The 16465-nt window shown below is 59.9% G+C and carries 17 protein-coding genes; 12 read left to right on the forward strand and 5 right to left on the reverse strand.

What is annotated here, in order from left to right:
• Positions 1-305: 305 nt before the first annotated feature.
• Both ACOYXJ_RS21665 and gloB read right to left on the reverse strand, forming a co-directional pair.
• Positions 306-1769: a transglycosylase SLT domain-containing protein gene (locus ACOYXJ_RS21665; RefSeq protein WP_102899186.1), complete on the reverse strand. Its 1464-nt coding sequence runs from the start codon at positions 1767-1769 to the stop codon at positions 306-308.
• Positions 1770-1868: 99 nt separating this feature from the next.
• On the reverse strand, positions 1869-2636 hold the full coding sequence (gene gloB / locus ACOYXJ_RS21670; RefSeq protein ID WP_110719961.1) for a hydroxyacylglutathione hydrolase: 768 nt from the start codon (positions 2634-2636) through the stop codon (positions 1869-1871).
• Between the two features lie 66 nt (positions 2637-2702).
• On the opposite strand from gloB, the gene ACOYXJ_RS21675 reads away from it, so the two are divergent.
• The 5 genes from ACOYXJ_RS21675 (at position 2703) to ACOYXJ_RS21695 (ending at position 8071) form a co-directional block, all read left to right on the forward strand.
• The gene (locus ACOYXJ_RS21675; RefSeq protein ID WP_460371347.1) at positions 2703-3461 is read left to right on the forward strand and encodes a class I SAM-dependent methyltransferase; all 759 of its coding nucleotides are present in this window, start codon (positions 2703-2705) and stop codon (positions 3459-3461) included.
• Between the two features lie 91 nt (positions 3462-3552).
• Positions 3553-4023, forward strand: coding sequence for a ribonuclease HI (gene rnhA / locus ACOYXJ_RS21680; protein ID WP_460371348.1), 471 nt, complete (start codon positions 3553-3555; stop codon positions 4021-4023).
• 215 nt (positions 4024-4238) lie between these two features.
• Entirely contained in the window at positions 4239-4997 is a 759-nt protein-coding gene (gene dnaQ, locus ACOYXJ_RS21685) for a DNA polymerase III subunit epsilon (RefSeq protein ID WP_457465636.1), read from the forward strand.
• A gap of 189 nt (positions 4998-5186) precedes the next feature.
• Positions 5187-7442: an Orn/Lys/Arg family decarboxylase gene (locus ACOYXJ_RS21690; RefSeq protein WP_460371349.1), complete on the forward strand. Its 2256-nt coding sequence runs from the start codon at positions 5187-5189 to the stop codon at positions 7440-7442.
• Between the two features lie 14 nt (positions 7443-7456).
• Entirely contained in the window at positions 7457-8071 is a 615-nt protein-coding gene (locus ACOYXJ_RS21695) for a GNAT family N-acetyltransferase (RefSeq protein WP_102899182.1), read from the forward strand.
• Here the strand turns inward: ACOYXJ_RS21695 and ACOYXJ_RS21700 are convergent.
• Both ACOYXJ_RS21700 and ACOYXJ_RS21705 read right to left on the reverse strand, forming a co-directional pair.
• Positions 8037-8930, reverse strand: a complete 894-nt coding sequence (locus ACOYXJ_RS21700) for a LysR substrate-binding domain-containing protein (protein WP_150794980.1) — start codon at positions 8928-8930, stop codon at positions 8037-8039. The genes ACOYXJ_RS21695 and ACOYXJ_RS21700 overlap by 35 nt on opposite strands.
• An 85-nt stretch (positions 8931-9015) precedes the next feature.
• Positions 9016-9246 (reverse strand): hypothetical protein, encoded by a 231-nt coding sequence (locus tag ACOYXJ_RS21705; RefSeq protein WP_095118425.1) that lies wholly within the window; start codon positions 9244-9246, stop codon positions 9016-9018.
• 184 nt (positions 9247-9430) lie between these two features.
• Between ACOYXJ_RS21705 and ACOYXJ_RS21710 the strand changes: the two genes are divergently transcribed.
• Together ACOYXJ_RS21710 and ACOYXJ_RS21715 are read left to right on the forward strand one after the other, a co-directional pair.
• Complete coding sequence (locus ACOYXJ_RS21710; protein WP_038366013.1) at positions 9431-9988, forward strand: NADPH-dependent FMN reductase; 558 nt, start codon at positions 9431-9433, stop codon at positions 9986-9988.
• A 168-nt stretch (positions 9989-10156) separates the two neighbouring features.
• The gene (locus ACOYXJ_RS21715; RefSeq protein ID WP_150707268.1) at positions 10157-11440 is read left to right on the forward strand and encodes an arsenic transporter; all 1284 of its coding nucleotides are present in this window, start codon (positions 10157-10159) and stop codon (positions 11438-11440) included.
• A 103-nt stretch (positions 11441-11543) separates the two neighbouring features.
• Here ACOYXJ_RS21715 and ACOYXJ_RS21720 read toward each other — a convergent pair whose 3' ends face one another.
• Entirely contained in the window at positions 11544-12494 is a 951-nt protein-coding gene (locus tag ACOYXJ_RS21720) for a DUF1853 family protein (protein WP_460371350.1), read from the reverse strand.
• Between the two features lie 115 nt (positions 12495-12609).
• On the opposite strand from ACOYXJ_RS21720, the gene ACOYXJ_RS21725 reads away from it, so the two are divergent.
• From ACOYXJ_RS21725 to ACOYXJ_RS21745, 5 genes are read left to right on the forward strand one after another with little or no spacing between them, the layout of a single operon-like run.
• Positions 12610-13500, forward strand: a complete 891-nt coding sequence (locus ACOYXJ_RS21725) for an NAD(+) kinase (protein ID WP_003224174.1) — start codon at positions 12610-12612, stop codon at positions 13498-13500.
• Complete coding sequence (locus tag ACOYXJ_RS21730; RefSeq protein ID WP_460371351.1) at positions 13500-14471, forward strand: metallophosphoesterase; 972 nt, start codon at positions 13500-13502, stop codon at positions 14469-14471. Before ACOYXJ_RS21725 ends, ACOYXJ_RS21730 begins: the two co-directional genes overlap by 1 nt.
• Positions 14468-15337 (forward strand): rhomboid family intramembrane serine protease, encoded by an 870-nt coding sequence (locus ACOYXJ_RS21735; RefSeq protein WP_223026252.1) that lies wholly within the window; start codon positions 14468-14470, stop codon positions 15335-15337. The genes ACOYXJ_RS21730 and ACOYXJ_RS21735 overlap by 4 nt, the downstream gene beginning before the upstream one ends.
• Positions 15338-15370: 33 nt before the next feature.
• Positions 15371-15631, forward strand: a complete 261-nt coding sequence (locus ACOYXJ_RS21740) for a YeaC family protein (protein ID WP_007919229.1) — start codon at positions 15371-15373, stop codon at positions 15629-15631.
• Positions 15628-16458, forward strand: a complete 831-nt coding sequence (locus ACOYXJ_RS21745; protein WP_460371352.1) for a DUF2797 domain-containing protein — start codon at positions 15628-15630, stop codon at positions 16456-16458. Before ACOYXJ_RS21740 ends, ACOYXJ_RS21745 begins: the two co-directional genes overlap by 4 nt.
• Positions 16459-16465 lie beyond the last annotated feature (7 nt).

Genomic DNA, 16465 nt, shown 5'->3' on the forward strand with positions numbered 1-16465 from the left:
TGGGCCGTACAGTAACAGCTTGTCTGGACAGGAAAAAGATGTGGGTTAATGCGCGGTTAATCGTTTGCGCGAAGAGCCCCTCACCCTAACCCTCTCCCGGGGGGAGAGGGGACTGACCGTGGTGTTTGCGAGAGCTGCGCCGACGTGCGATACCGAGTCGAACTCGGATTTTGAACAGCACGGAGATCGGCTCCCTTTCCCCCTCGCCCCCTTGGGGGAGAGGGCTGGGGTGAGGGGGATGGATCTAAAGCACACCACAATAACCTGATCCAAAAAAAAGCCCCTGAAAACTCAGGGGCTCTTCATCAGTGCGGCTGATAAACCGTGAGCATTTGCCCAGGCTTCAGTGCTTTACCCGCCCCCGGATTCCAGCGCTTGAGATGCTGCATCTCAACGTTGAAACGCTTGGCCACGACGTAAAGCGTGTCGCCGCGTTTGACCTTGTACTGGGTCTGCTGCGCGCTGTCGTCCTTGCCTTTGCTCTTGCTGTTGGCCGCAATCACTGTATTGACGCGCCCAGACTTGCGTGCCGGAGCGCGCTTGCTGGTGTCTTGCATCACCAACGTCTGGCCAACCTTGAGGTTCTTGCCAGTCAGCTTGTTCCAGCGCTGCAGATCCTTGACTTCGACCTTGTTGGCCTTGGCTATGGAACCGAGGTTGTCACCACGCTTCACGCGATAAGCACGCTTGAGCTTGGCCACTTCCGATGGGTCAGCACCCTCGAACACCGGTTTCAGCGAACGCGGGCTGATCAATTCGTCAGGCCGCATGGTCTGCAAGCTGGCGGTGAGCAATTGCGCCTTCGACGTTGGCACCAGCAGATGCTGAGGACCGTCGATGGTGGTGCGTTGCTTGAAGGCCGGATTGAGCTGGAACAGTTCGTCTTCGTCGATGTTGGCCACCGCAGCAACCTTCGACAGGTCCATGCGCTGGTTGATTTCGACGACCTGGAAGTACGGTTCGTTGGCGATCGGGTTGAGGTTGACACCGTAGGCTTCCGGCGCCAGGACCACTTGCGACAGCGCCAGCAATTTCGGCACGTACGCCTGGGTTTCCGCCGGCAGCGGCAGGTTCCAGTAGTCGGTTGGCAGGCCAAGCTTTTCGTTACGCTCGATGGCACGGCTGACCGTACCTTCGCCGGCGTTGTACGCCGCCAGAGCCAGCAGCCAGTCACCGTTGAACATGTCGTGCAGGCGGGTCAGGTAATCCATCGCTGCGGTGGTCGAGGCGGTGATATCGCGACGGCCATCGTAAAAGCGCGTTTGACGCAGGTTGAAGTAACGCCCGGTCGACGGAATGAACTGCCACAGCCCGACTGCATCGGCCCGGGAATAGGCCATCGGGTTGTAGGCGCTTTCAATCACTGGCAGCAGGGCCAGTTCCAGCGGCATGTTGCGTTCTTCGAGGCGTTCGACGATGTAGTGAATATAGAGACTGCCGCGTTCGCCGGCGTTCTCGAGGAAAGAGGGATTGCTGGCGAACCACAGGCGCTGTTGCTCGATGCGCGGGTTGACGCCGAGGCCTTCCTGCAGCTGAAAGCCCTGGCGCATGCGTTCCCAGATATCCTGAGGAACCTGTGGGCTGGGCTTTTCGGTCAGCCAGATCGGCTTCTGCTTGGCTCGCGCAGCAATGTTCGGCGTATGGGTCGCTTCAGTCTGCGGAGCATGGCTGGAACAGCCCGCCAGCGTGGCGGACACAGCCACCGCGATGGCTTGCGCCAGGCGGGTCAATGCGTCTGAATTGACGGACTTACGTATGGATGACGACATTGGCTGGAAGTAAGTTCCGGGCAAAAATGTCGGGCGATTCTAGAAAGCGCACCCCCCTAGGTCAACCATTCAGAATTTTTGTATCAAGTGCTGGGTCACTTAGAACGTATCTTTCCATGCCCGCAGAGCCGCAAATACCTCACTCGGCGCCCGGTTTTGAGCGCCTGCCCGTTCGTCCACTTTTTGTGTAACTAATGTTTCAGTGGTACGCAAAAACGGGTTTGTGAGCTTTTCGAGAGCGAGGGTCGAGGGCAGGGTCATCACGCCGTTTTGCCGTTGCTGGGTGACTTTTTCCAGACGGGCGGCAATGTCCGGGTTGCTCGGCTCGACGGCGGCGGCAAACTTCAGATTACTCAGGGTGTATTCATGGGTGCAGTAGACCAGCGTATCTTCCGGTAACGCGGCGAGGCGGCTGAGCGAGTGGTGCATTTGCTCCGGCGTGCCTTCGAACAAACGTCCGCAACCGGCAGCGAACAGCGTGTCGCCGCAGAACAGCAGACCGTGGTGATAGTAGGCAATGTGTCCCAGGGTGTGACCGGGCACCGCATAGACGTCGAAGTCCCAGCCAAGCACGCTGACTTTGTCGTTGTCCTTGAGCGCCACGTCGCGCCCGGGGATGTTTTCGCTGGCCGGGCCGTAAACGGTCGCGCCGCTCGCGGCTTTCAGGCGTTCGACGCCGCCGACGTGATCATGGTGATGGTGGGTGATCAGGATGTCGCTCAAGACCCAGCCTGGGTGCGCTTCGAGCCATGCCTGCACTGGCGCGGCATCGCCGGGATCGACCACCGCGCAGCGCTGGGTGCGGTGATCCTGTAACAACCAGATGTAGTTATCGGTGAACGCGGGCAGGGCACTGATCTGTATCATCGTCGGAATTCGCCAAGCGGAAAACATTGGCGCATCTTAGTAGTTCCTGGCGCTTTGGAGAATGCGATGAGTGATAAAGCGTTCGCACAGGCTGATCCTGACTGGCTGGCCCTGATCGGTGCAGCCCGTGAATGGCTGTCCGGCCCGCTCGGGCAATTTCTGCTCGATGAAGAGCGGCGCATGCTCGAAGACGAGTTGGGCCGATTCTTTGGCGGTTATCTGGTGCATTACGGGCCATCGGCCGAAACCCCGCCGGCAGCGCCGCAAGTGCAACGCAACGTGCGCCTCGGTGCGCCGTTGCCGGGCGTCGAAATCGTCTGCGAAGAGCAGGCCTGGCCGTTGAGCGAGCATGCCGCCGACGTGGTGGTGATGCAGCACGGTCTGGATTTCTGCCTGTCGCCCCACGGTTTGCTACGTGAAGCGGCAAGCAGCGTGCGTCCCGGCGGGCATTTGCTGATCATCGGCATCAACCCTTGGAGCACCTGGGGCTTGCGCCATGTTTTCGCCCACGACGCCCTGCGAAAGGCTCGCTGTATCTCGCCGTCGCGGGTCGCCGACTGGCTCAATCTGCTCGGCTTTGCGCTGGAGAAACGCCGCTTCGGGTGCTATCGTCCGCCGCTCGCGTCACCCAAGTGGCAGACCCGTCTGGCCGGCTGGGAACGCAAGGCTGGTGACTGGCAACTGTCGGGCGGCGGCTTCTATTTACTGGTCGCGCGCAAGATCGTGGTCGGGCTGCGGCCGTTACGTCAGGAACGTCGCGAGCCTATGGGTAAGCTGATTCCGCTGCCGATGGCCAAGGTCAATCGCCGGCGCATCGAACCGTAAACCTTCTTTTATTTTTGGCCGGGGGATGTCCCGGCCTCGGTCATTGTCGATCCGTGATCGGCAAGACAGGCATTTTTCTGGATAGATTGGCATGAGCGAAAGCGTTGAAAGCGTCGACACCGTAGAACTGTTCACCGACGGTGCCTGCAAGGGCAACCCCGGCCCGGGCGGCTGGGGCGCCTTGCTGGTGTGCAAGGGCGTCGAAAAGGAACTGTGGGGCGGCGAAGCCAACACCACCAACAATCGCATGGAACTGCTCGGCGCGATCCGTGGCCTCGAAGCCTTGAAGCGGCCGTGTGAAGTGCTGCTGGTGACCGACTCGCAATACGTGATGAAGGGCATCAACGAGTGGATGGCCAACTGGAAGAAGCGTGGCTGGAAAACCGCAGCGAAAGAACCCGTGAAAAACGCTGATCTGTGGAAAGAGCTGGACGAGCAGGTCAACCGCCACAAGGTCACTTGGAAATGGGTGCGTGGGCACATTGGCCATCACGGTAACGAGCGGGCGGACCAGTTGGCGAACCGTGGCGTGGATGACGTGCGCGGTTACAAGCAGAGCTGATTTCGCTTCTGAACCGTGGTGCGGCCATTCGCGAGCAGGCTCGCTCCCACAGGGAAATGCATTCCAGATCTGATGCCCCTTCCCTGAATTGGAATGCATTCCAATGTGGGAGCGAGCTGCTCGCGAAGGGCGCGACACGGTCCACCTGAAACACCCCACCGAGCGTGCTAATATCCGCGTTTTTGCAAGATCGACCCGTTGAGAGCTGAACACTGATGGCCACCAGATCCGTTGTACTCGATACCGAAACCACCGGCATGCCGGTGACCGATGGTCACCGGATCATTGAAATCGGCTGTGTCGAACTGATCGGCCGACGCCTGACGGGCCGGCATTTTCACGTTTACCTGCAACCGGATCGCGAGAGTGATGAAGGCGCCATCGGCGTTCACGGCATCACCAACGAGTTCCTCGTCGGCAAGCCACGCTTTGCCGAAGTCGCCGATGAGTTCTTCGAGTTCATCAAAGGCGCGCAGCTGATCATCCACAACGCGGCGTTCGACGTTGGCTTCATCAACAACGAATTCGCCTTGATGGGCCAGCAGGATCGCGCTGACATCACCCAGCACTGCTCGATCCTCGACACCCTGATGATGGCCAGGGAACGTCACCCGGGGCAGCGCAACAGCCTCGATGCGTTGTGCAAACGTTATGGCGTCGACAACTCCGGCCGTGAACTGCACGGCGCCTTGCTCGACTCGGAGATTCTCGCCGACGTCTACCTGACCATGACCGGCGGCCAGACAAGCCTGTCGCTGGCCGGCAACGCGTCAGACGGCAATGGTTCGGGCGAGGGCGCGGATAACTCGGCGACCGAGATTCGTCGCTTGCCGGCCGATCGCCAGCCTGCGCGGATCATTCGTGCGACTGAAGATGAATTGGCGGCGCATCTGGTGCGGCTGGAGATTATCGCCAAGTCTGCCGGTGGACCGGCGATGTGGACGCAGATCGCCGAAGCCGACGCGCAGGCCTGAAGATCAAAAGATCGCAGCCTGCGGCAGCTCCTACAGAGGGATTGCATTCCAATGTAGGAGCTGCCGCAGGCTGCGATCTTTGCTTTTGGCGGCATGAAGCCAACTGGCCACCCTCGCCACTTTCGCCGCAACCCTCTACCCTGAGTGCATTGGCCGATTCGATTCTGCCGCCTCGGGACACTGAGCCTCATGTACAAAGATTTGAAGTTTCCGGTGTTGATCGTCCATCGCGACATCAAGGCCGACACGGTCGCCGGTGACCGTATCCGTGGCATCGCCCGGGAGTTGGAGCAGGAAGGTTTCAATATCGTTTCGGCCATCGACTATGCCGAAGGGCGGTTGGTGGCATCGACTCACCATGGCCTCGCGTGCATGTTGATTGCCGCCGAGGACGCCAGCACCAACTCGCATCTGTTGCAGAACATGGCCGAACTGATCGGACTGGCGCGGGTGCGGGCGCCGGATCTGCCGATCTTCGCCCTGGGCGAGCAAGTTACCCTGGAAAATGCACCGGCCGATGCCATGGCCGAGCTCAATCAACTGCGCGGCATTCTCTATCTGTTCGAAGACACCGTGCCGTTCCTGGCGCGGCAAGTAGCACGGGCTGCGCGCAAGTATCTGGATGGTTTGTTGCCACCGTTTTTCAAGGCACTGGTGCAGCACACCGCCGACTCCAATTATTCCTGGCACACCCCCGGCCATGGCGGCGGCGTGGCTTATCACAAGAGTCCGGTAGGGCAGGCGTTTCATCAGTTCTTTGGTGAAAACACCTTGCGTTCGGATTTGTCGGTGTCGGTGCCGGAACTCGGCTCGCTGCTTGATCACACCGGGCCGCTCGCTGAAGCGGAAGCGCGTGCAGCGCGCAATTTCGGCGCTGATCACACCTTTTTCGTGATCAATGGTACCTCGACCGCCAACAAGATTGTCTGGCACTCGATGGTCGCGCGCGACGATCTGGTACTGGTCGATCGCAACTGCCACAAGTCTGTTTTGCACGCGATCATCATGACCGGCGCGATTCCGTTGTACCTGTGCCCGGAGCGTAACGAGCTGGGGATTATCGGGCCGATTCCGCTGAGCGAGTTCAGCCGCGAATCGATTCAAGCGAAGATCGATGCCAGCCCACTGACCAAGGGCCGTGCGCCGAAAGTCAAACTCGCCGTGGTCACCAATTCGACCTACGACGGCCTCTGCTACAACGCCGAGCTGATCAAGCAAAGTCTTGGCAACAGCGTCGAAGTGCTGCATTTCGATGAAGCCTGGTACGCCTACGCGGCGTTTCATGAGTTCTTCGCCGGGCGCTATGGCATGGCCACTTCGCGCAGCGAAGACAGTCCGCTGGTATTCACCACGCATTCCACGCACAAGCTGCTTGCCGCCTTCAGTCAGGCCTCGATGATTCATGTGCAGGACGGCGGTGCCCGGCAACTCGATCGCGACCGTTTCAATGAAGCGTTCATGATGCACATCTCGACCTCGCCGCAGTACAGCATCATCGCCTCGCTGGACGTCGCCTCGGCGATGATGGAAGGCCCGGCCGGGCGTTCGCTGTTGCAGGAAACCTTTGACGAAGCGCTGAGCTTCCGTCGTGCGCTGGCCAATCTGCGCCAGCACATCGCCGCTGATGACTGGTGGTTTTCGATCTGGCAGCCTCCGGGCGTCGAAGGCATCGACCGCGTGCAGACCGCAGACTGGTTATTGCAGCCGGACGCCGAGTGGCACGGCTTTGGCGAAGTCAGTGACGATTACGTCTTGCTCGATCCGATCAAAGTCACGCTGGTGATGCCAGGGCTGAACGCTGGCGGTGCACTGAGCGAGAAGGGCATCCCGGCGGCGGTGGTCAGCAAGTTTCTTTGGGAGCGTGGACTGGTTGTCGAAAAAACCGGCCTGTATTCCTTTCTGGTGCTGTTCTCGATGGGCATTACCAAAGGCAAATGGAGCACGCTGCTCACCGAATTGCTCGAATTCAAACGCAGCTACGATGCCAACGTGCGTCTGGAAACTTGCCTGCCGTGCGTGGCGCAAGAAGACACCGCGCGTTATCGCGGCATGGGCCTGCGCGATCTGTGCGATCAATTGCACGCCTGCTACCGCAGCAACGCCACAGCCAAACACCTCAAACGCATGTACACCGTGCTACCGGAAATTGCCATGAAACCGGCTCACGCCTACGATCATCTGGTGCGTGGCGAAGTCGAAGCGGTGCCGATCGATGAGTTGGAAGGGCGCATCGCCGCGGTGATGCTGGTGCCGTACCCGCCGGGGATTCCGCTGATCATGCCCGGCGAACGCTTTACCGAATCGACTCGCTCGATCATTGATTACCTGAAATTTGCTCGCACGTTCGATAGCAGCTTCCCCGGTTTTGTCGCGGATGTGCATGGATTGCAGCACGAAGATGAAGGCAATGGACGGCAGTACACCGTCGATTGCGTCAAGGAATGAGGACTTTTCCCAGTATGCAACCGGTCATGAATCCGAAATACCCAGGGCTGTCGGTGCGCGTCGCCGATGAAGGCTTTGCGCCGTATATCTGGGGCAGCGACTTCAGTTTCGAAGTTGCAGCCTATGGCGCCGCCGTGATTGGCCAACCGGTCGAGCAATGGCGGGTGACGCCGATCGTGCCGTACCGCAAATGCTACGGCATTGATCCGGAAGAGTTCAGCGCTTTCCACAACGCGCCGGACAGCGCGATTTTCATGGCGTATCTCGATGATGAGCCGGTTGGCCATCTGGTGATCAGCACCAACTGGAACGGTTTTGCGCACATCGATGAGCTGGCGGTGCATGCGCCGGCCCGGCGCCATGGTGTGGCCAAGGCGTTGCTCGATGTCGCGCAGTTCTGGAGTCGCAAGAAAAAGCTGCCGGGGATCATGCTCGAAACCCAGAACAACAACCTCGGCGCCTGTCGATTGTATGAGCGTTGTGGCTACGTTATTGGTGGCGTGGACCAGTTGCGCTATCGCGGCATTGATCCGAACACCGCCGAAGTGGCGTTGTTCTGGTATCGATTGTTCGATAATCCGCTGGAGAACTCGCTCAGCTCGCCAGCATCGCCTCGGCTTGTTCCGTGATGATCGCCAGTAACGTTTGAATCGCCGCCGACGGCGCGGCGTGCTTGAAGGTCAGGGCATAGAGGCTGATCGGCACGGCCGGCGACAGCGGGCACACGTCGAGTCCGGCGGCGCGCGCGCCCAGTGCGGTGAACGGGTCGACGATGGCCAGGCCTTCGCCGGCCTCGACCATGCTGCGCATCATCTGATGGGTTTGCACGCGGGTCTGGATGCTCGGCGCCGGGCGCAACGCCTGGAGTTTGTTTTCCAGTGCCGGGCTCAATGGGTCCTGGCCTTCGAGGCCGACTATGGCCTGACCGGCGAGATCCTGCAGGGACATGTATTTCTGTTTCGGTTGCAGCCAGCCGTGGGGCGCGAGCAGTTGCAGCTTGCCCTGGGCCAATGGCCGGCAATCAATATCGGGATGTTCGGGGTCGTGCAGGCTCAAGCCCAGATCGCTTTCGCGCAACAACAGGCTGCGGACGATATCGCGGGTCGGCGCACTGAGCAGGCTGCACGGCGCATCGGGCAGGCGTCGGCGCAGGGCAGCAAGGCTTTGCGGGAGTAATTGTTGCGCCAGCGGCGGGGTGCCGATGATGCGCAGTGGCGGGGCGAGGTATTGCTTGAGGCTGCTGGCCAGCCGTTGCACGGGTTCCAACGCTTCATAAACGTGAGCAATTTCCACCTGCAACGCCCGTGCTTCGGGCGTCGATTGCAGGCGCCCGCGCACGCTGGCGAACAGCATGAACCCCAACTGACTCTCGGCTTCGCGCAAACGCTCTTCGACCTCGGTCACCGGCAACTGCAGCCATTCGGCCGCGGTGCCCAGGTGACCGGTCTGCAAGAGCGCCTGAATCACTTCGATATGACGTAAACGCATGCGTGAAGTCCATGTTCAGCAGGTGGGGTCAGTGGCTGAATCCTACCCCAAGTCTGCGCATATGACTTCTGCTCATAACGGCCAGTTATGAAGCGACGGTTGGCTCGGGCTCGCGGATCAGGGTGATGCCTGACTGAACCAGGAGAAACTCGTTCTCGTTGACCTTGTTGACGCGATCGCCAATGGCCAACTTGTAAATCGGCTCCGAGCCAGTGGAACCGTCTGCCGACGGGTTGGATTCCTGGAACTCATGCACGGAATAAACGCGGCCTTCCGCATCTCTTGCATGGAACTGACCGACCAGTACTGCTGCCATCTGCTTAGAACCTCTGGAGATAAAACGCTTGATTTGCGGCTTGGTAGACCGCCATCAAGGCCTGTAAGTTTTCCTACAGGAAAAAAATAATCAACACGCGGGAATTTACCTCGGGTGCTGGTGGAATCGTCACCGGATCATCTATAACTACGGGCTCCTCCCACGGACCATCGAGAGTTCTTCCATGAGCAATGTCTACAACGTCGCTGTAGTGGTCGGTAGCCTGCGCAAAGCTTCGATCAATCGCAAAGTCGCCCTGGCGCTGGCGGAGCTGGCCCCGGCGAACCTCAAGCTTGAGATTGTCGAAATTGGCGATCTGCCACTTTATAACGAAGATATCGACGGCGATTCACCGCCGGCAGCCTACAGCACTTTTCGACAAAAAGTGGGTTCATCCGACGCGGTGCTGTTTGTCACGCCCGAATACAACCGTTCGGTGCCGGCGCCGCTGAAGAATGCCATCGACGTCGGTTCGCGGCCTTATGGCAAGGCTGTCTGGAGTGGCAAGCCGGGGGCGGTGATCAGTGTCTCGCCCGGTGCCATTGGTGGTTTCGGCGCGAATCAGCATCTGCGCCAGTCGTTCGTGTTTCTCAATGTGCCGTGCATGCAGCAACCGGAAGCTTATCTGGGTGGCGCGGGTTCTGCGTTTGATGAGGCGGGCAAGTTGAGCGAATCGGTGAAACCTTTTCTGCAAAGTTTTATCAATGCCTACGGTCAATTCGTAGAGCAACACAAGAAGTAACTTCACCGAATCCCCTGTGGGAGCGAGCCTGCTCGCGAAGGCGTCGTCAGCCGTTGCATCAATGGCGACTGACAGTGCGCTTTCGCGAGCAGGCTCGCTCCCACAGGTTATCTTTCTGGCTCGGCACTCGTCGTGGCCTTTTACCTCTCTCTTTGAAGGCTGTTGCGGATGCTCGCTGCGTCACTGATTTTCCTGCTGACCATTACCCTTGTGATCTGGCAACCCAAAGGCCTCGGCGTCGGCTGGAGTGCCACGCTTGGCGCCGTTTTGGCGTTGATCTTCGGCGTCGTTCATCTCAGCGATATCCCGCTGGTGTGGCAGATCATCTGGAACGCTACCGGCACCTTCGTCGCGCTGATCATCATCAGTCTGTTGCTCGACGAAGCCGGTTTCTTCAATTGGGCCGCATTGCACGTGGCGCGCTGGGGGCGCGGCAGTGGGCGCAAACTGTTTGCCTTCATGGTGCTGCTCGGTGCGCTGGTGTCGGCGTTGTTCGCCAATGACGGTGCGGCGCTGATCCTCACGCCGATCGTGATTTCGATGTTGCTGGCGCTGCGCTTTTCCCCGGCGGCGACGCTGGCGTTCGTCATGGGCGCAGGGTTTATCGCTGATACCGCGAGCCTGCCGCTGGTGGTGTCGAACCTGGTCAACATCGTTTCGGCGGACTTCTTTCACATCGGCTTCAACCGCTACGCAGCGGTGATGGTGCCGGTGAACTTCGTCAGTGTGGCGGCGACGCTGGGCATGTTGCTGTGGTTCTTCCGTCGCGACATTCCCAAGGCTTACGACCCGGAGCAGCTTGAGCATCCAGAAACCGCGATCCATGACAAAGCCACGTTTTATGCGGGCTGGGCGGTGTTGGCGATCCTGTTGATCGGTTGCTTTGCGCTGGAGCCGCTGGGTATTCCGATCAGTGCGATATCCGCCGTGTGCGCTGCGCTGTTGTTGGGCATCGCCGCCCGTGGCCACAAGATTTCCACGCGCAAGGTGATGAAAGAAGCGCCGTGGCAGATCGTGATTTTTTCGCTGGGCATGTATCTGGTGGTGTATGGCCTGCGCAATGCCGGGTTGACCGGGTATCTGGCCGGTTGGCTGGATGTCTTTGCCGGTCATGGTGTTTGGGGCGCGGCCATGGGCACCGGGGTGCTGACGGCGTTGCTGTCGTCGATCATGAACAACCTGCCGACGGTGTTGATTGGCCTCTTGTCGATTGATGCCAGTCAGGCCAGCGGAGTGATCAAGGAGGCGATGATTTACGCCAATGTGATCGGCAGTGACCTGGGGCCGAAGATTACGCCGATTGGCAGTCTGGCCACGTTGTTGTGGCTGCATGTGCTGGAGCGCAAGGGCATTCACATTGGCTGGGGGTATTACTTCCGGGTCGGGATTGTGTTGACGGTGCCGGTGTTGTTGGTGACGTTGGCGGCTTTGGCTGTGCGGCTTTCACTTTAGACCGAGGTGTCCCCATCGCGAGCAGGCTCACTCCTACAGGGGAACGCATCCAATGTAGGAGTGAGCCTGCTCGCGATGGGGCCGGTACCAACACTACAAAAGCTCAGGCCTGGCCGGGTACATTCGGCCAAAGATCGGACACCAGAAACAACCGCTCGGCCTCTTCCCATTCCCCCCGCGCATTCTCGATCAGGCGCACCATCAACTGCGCCGGGGCCAGCGGCTCCAAGTCTTCCAGCCATTCCCGTAAATGCTCCAAAGTCCACGTCTGATCCGCCGGATAATGCGCCGGCGCGAGCCAGGCATGCCGGGGCAGGGGTTGCCAGCGTCCGGCCGGACGTTGTGCGACGAACGCCGGCCAATCCTTCTGATGCAACCAGCTACCGCGCAAATGCTGCGGATGTGCGCCGCTCGGTGATTCAGCCTGTCCCGGCCACGGGTACAACAAATAACCACCCAGCCACAGCTGCGCACTGAACACCTCGATATCCAGCGCCGCCAGCACTTCGCGACTTTCCGGACGCGCCGAGATCGGCAACTGATGCTCGGCCAGATGCGCCAGTTTACGGTCCAGCCGATCATGACAGCCCGGCCCCAGCCACTGCGCCGCATCACGACCGTCGCCATTCTGCGGGCCGAGATAAAGCTTGATCGCCAGCTCCAGGTGATGCACTCCATCGCGGTCACGCAGCAGCATGTCCAGTTCGCCGAGGGTGTGGCCTTCGCGGCGGATCGGCAGGTTGGCGGCGATCAGCTCGATGCCCGGTGCATGCTCCACGGCAAACTGCCACAGCCGCTCGTAATACAGGCCCAGGCGCCGCGTGCGTGCCTGCGACAACCAATGCAGCAAGCCATAACTGTCGCGGTCGAGCTGGCGCAACCAGTGTTCCAGTCGCTCTGGATCGTGCACCCAATCGCTGCCCGCCAGCGGATGGCGCTGCGGCCACGGCGTGGTGGCGAGCATCGGCGGGGCGAGGATCACCCACGCCAGATCGCGCACTTCCGGGTGGCGTAATTGGTGGGGCAACTGCAGCAGGTCGGGAAATAGGATCATCTTGCGAGCATAGCCGTAAACACGAGCACACCCCTGAGGCTGAAAGGATTTTGTCTAACCGGCGCTTTCGCCCATAATCGGGTTTTTCGCGTTTTCGATTGTCCGCAGAGGTCCCATGGAGCAATTTCGTAATATCGGCATCATCGGTCGCCTGGGCAGTTCCCAGGTGCTGGATACCGTCCGCCGACTGAAACGGTTTCTGCTCGATCGTCACCTGCATGTGATCCTCGAAGACACCATCGCCGAAGTCCTGCCGGGCCACGGCCTGCAAACTTCGTCGCGCAAGATGCTCGGCGAAGTCTGCGACATGGTCATCGTCGTCGGCGGTGACGGCAGCCTGCTCGGCGCCGCGCGAGCGCTGGCCAAACACAATATTCCGGTGCTGGGGATCAACCGTGGCAGCCTCGGTTTCCTCACCGATATTCGCCCGGACGAGCTGGAAGTCGAAGTCGCCAAAGTGCTCGACGGCCACTATCTGGTGGAAAACCGCTTCCTGCTGCAAGCCGAAGTGCGCCGTCATGCCGAGGCTATCGGTCAGGGCGATGCGCTCAATGATGTGGTGCTGCACCCGGGCAAATCGACGCGGATGATCGAGTTCGAGTTGTACATCGACGGCCAGTTCGTCTGCAGCCAGAAGGCCGACGGCCTGATCGTCGCCACGCCGACCGGTTCCACCGCATACGCGCTGTCTGCCGGCGGGCCGATCATGCATCCCAAACTCGATGCCATTGTGATTGTGCCGATGTACCCCCATATGTTGTCGAGCAGGCCAATTGTGGTCGATGGCAACAGTGAGCTGAAAATCGTCGTGTCGAAAAACATGCAGATTTACCCGCAAGTCTCCTGTGACGGGCAGAACCATTTCACCTGCGCGCCGGGCGACACCATCACCGTCAGCAAGAAAGCGCAGAAGCTGCGCCTGATTCACCCGCTCGATCACAACTACTACGAAGTCTGCCGCACCAAGCTCGGCTGGGGCAGCAAGCTGGGCGGTGGAGGCGACTGATGCTCGATCCCGCGCGCAGTTATGACCTGATTGGTGACGTGCACGGATGCGCCTTGACCCTCGAACACTTGCTGGACCGTCTCGGTTATCACAAGCAGGGCGGGGTCTGGCGGCATCCTTCGCGCATGGCCGTGTTCGTCGGTGACATCATCGACCGTGGCCCGCGGATTCGCGAGGCGCTGCACATCGTCCACGATATGGTCGAGGCCGGTCAGGCCTTGTGCATCATGGGCAACCACGAATTCAACGCGTTGGGCTGGAACACGCCGGCGCTACCGGGCAGCGGCAAGCAGTTCGTCCGCGAACACACGCCGCGCCACGCACGCCTGCTGCACGAAACCCTGACCCAGTTCGAAGATCATCCCGGCGACTGGCATGAATTCCAGCGCTGGTTCTACGAGCTGCCGCTGTTTGTCGACGCCGGACGCTTCCGTGTCGTGCATGCCTGTTGGGATGCCGGCCTGATCGAACCGCTGCGCGCGCTGTTCCCCAATGGCTGCATCGACGAACACTTCCTGCAGGCCTCGGCCGTGCCGGACAGCTTCGCCTGCACCGTGTTCGACCGTCTGCTGCGCGGCACTGACATGCGCCTGCCGGATGGTCTGACCATGACCAGCGGCGATGGTCTGGTGCGGTCGTTCTTCCGCACCAAGTTCTGGGAAGACGATCCGAAGACTTACGGCGATATCGTTTTCCAGCCTGATGCACTGCCAGATCCGGTGGCGCAGAAGCCGCTGACCTCCAGCGAAAAAAACAACCTGCTGCGCTACGGCGTCGACGAGCCATTGCTGTTCGTCGGCCATTACTGGCGCAGTGGCAAACCGGCGCCGATCCGCCCGAACCTCGCGTGCCTGGATTACAGCGCGGTGCTTTACGGCAAACTGGTCGCCTATCGTCTGGATCAGGAAACACGTCTGGATCCGCATAAATTTGTTTGGGTCGATGTCGAGCGGCCGGAGGTGCTGCAATGAGTGCGGTAGCGGTATTGCGTCTGCCGTTGGCGGTGGACTTGAGTGGTTTCGTCAAACTGCTGCAACGCATGCAGGTGCCGCATCGGGTCAGCGAAGAGGCCGGCGAACAGGTGCTGTGGGCGCCGGCGGAAATCAGCGAAGACGTGCGCTCCTTGTACGAACGCTTCCCGGCGGGCGATCCCGATCAGCAAATGGACATCCCCGTCGCGCCGACCTTCAAGCGGCCGAGCTTCGCCGAGCAACTGAAATACGCCAAGGCCACCGGGTTTATCCTGTTGTTGTGCCTGATCGTTGGCGGGCTGACGTACCTCGGCGAAAACCTGCAAACCCTGCGCTGGCTGACCTTCCTCGATTTTCAAGTAGTCGGCGAGTACATCCATTTCACGCCGTTGGCCGACAGTCTGGCGGCAGGGCAGTGGTGGCGTCTGGTCACGCCGATGCTGATCCACTTCGGCATCCTCCACCTGGCCATGAACGGCATGTGGTACTGGGAGCTGGGCCGGCGTATCGAGTCGCGTCAGGGCAGCATCAACCTGATCGGCCTGACCCTGCTGTTCAGTCTCGTTTCCAACTACGCGCAGTTTGTCTGGAGCGGCGCGACCTTGTTCGGTGGTCTGTCCGGCGTACTTTACGGCTTGCTCGGGCATTGCTGGATCTTCCAGCTGCTGTCGCCGAACCCGGCCTATCGTCTGCCGCGTGGTGTACTGGCAATGATGCTGATCTGGTTGCTGGTGTGCATGTCCGGGCTGATCTCGGTGATCGGCTTCGGCGAAATCGCCAACGCCGCGCATGTCAGCGGGTTACTCATCGGATGCTTCACCGGTTTGTTGGGCGGTTTGTATAACCGCCGTAAACTGGCCGCCTAAAATTTTCAGTGAATAAAGAGCACGGAGACCCTGATGTCCTCTTTTAACGACATGATCAACAACATTACCCCGGACATCTACGAGAGTCTGAAACTGGCCGTGGAAATCGGCAAATGGTCCGACGGTGGCAAGCTCACCGCCGAACAGCGCGAGCTGTCGTTGCAGGCGATGATCGCCTGGGAAATCCAGAACCTGCCTGAAGACCAGCGCACCGGTTACATGGGCCCGCAGGAATGTGCGTCGAAGTCGATCGAAGTGCCGAACATCCTGTTCAAGTCGGATGCCATCCATTGATCGAGATTGGCCGCGGTGCAATCAGCAAAATGTCGGCGCGCCTGGACGGGCCGAATGTGCAATACGCGTTTCGTCTGGATGACGTCGAGGTGCCGGTCAACCCGTTGATCGGCAGCACGGTGCGTCTGGAGTACCTGGGGGCGATCCACTGCACCCATTGCGGGCGCAAGACCAAAACCAGTTTCAGTCAGGGCTATTGCTACCCGTGCATGACCAAACTGGCGCAGTGCGACCTGTGCATCATGAGCCCGGAGCGCTGCCACTATGAGGCCGGCACCTGCCGCGAGCCTGAGTGGGGCGAGAAATTCTGCATGACCGACCACGTGGTTTACCTGTCCAATTCGTCGGGGATCAAGGTTGGCATCACTCGTGCTACGCAGCTACCGACTCGCTGGATTGATCAGGGTGCGTGTCAGGCGTTGCCGATCATGCGCGTTGCCACGCGGCAGCAGTCCGGTTTCGTTGAAGACCTGTTCCGCAGTCAAGTGGCTGACAAAACCAACTGGCGCGCGCTACTCAAAGGCGATGCGGAGGCGGTCGATCTGGCGCAAGTGCGCGATCAACTGTTCGACAGTTGCGCAGAAGGCCTGCAAGGTCTGCAAGAGCGATTCGGCCTACAAGCCATTCAGACGATTGCCGATGTAGAACCTCTCGAAATCCGCTATCCGGTCGAGCAATACCCGGCGAAAATCGTCAGCTTCAACCTGGACAAGAACCCGATTGCCGAAGGCACGTTGTTGGGCATCAAAGGCCAGTACCTGATCTTCGATACCGGCGTGATCAATATTCGCAAGTACACGGCTTATCAGCTCGCCGTGCATCAATAAGGACTCC

The organism is Pseudomonas sp. Tul2A7, assembly GCF_054790505.1.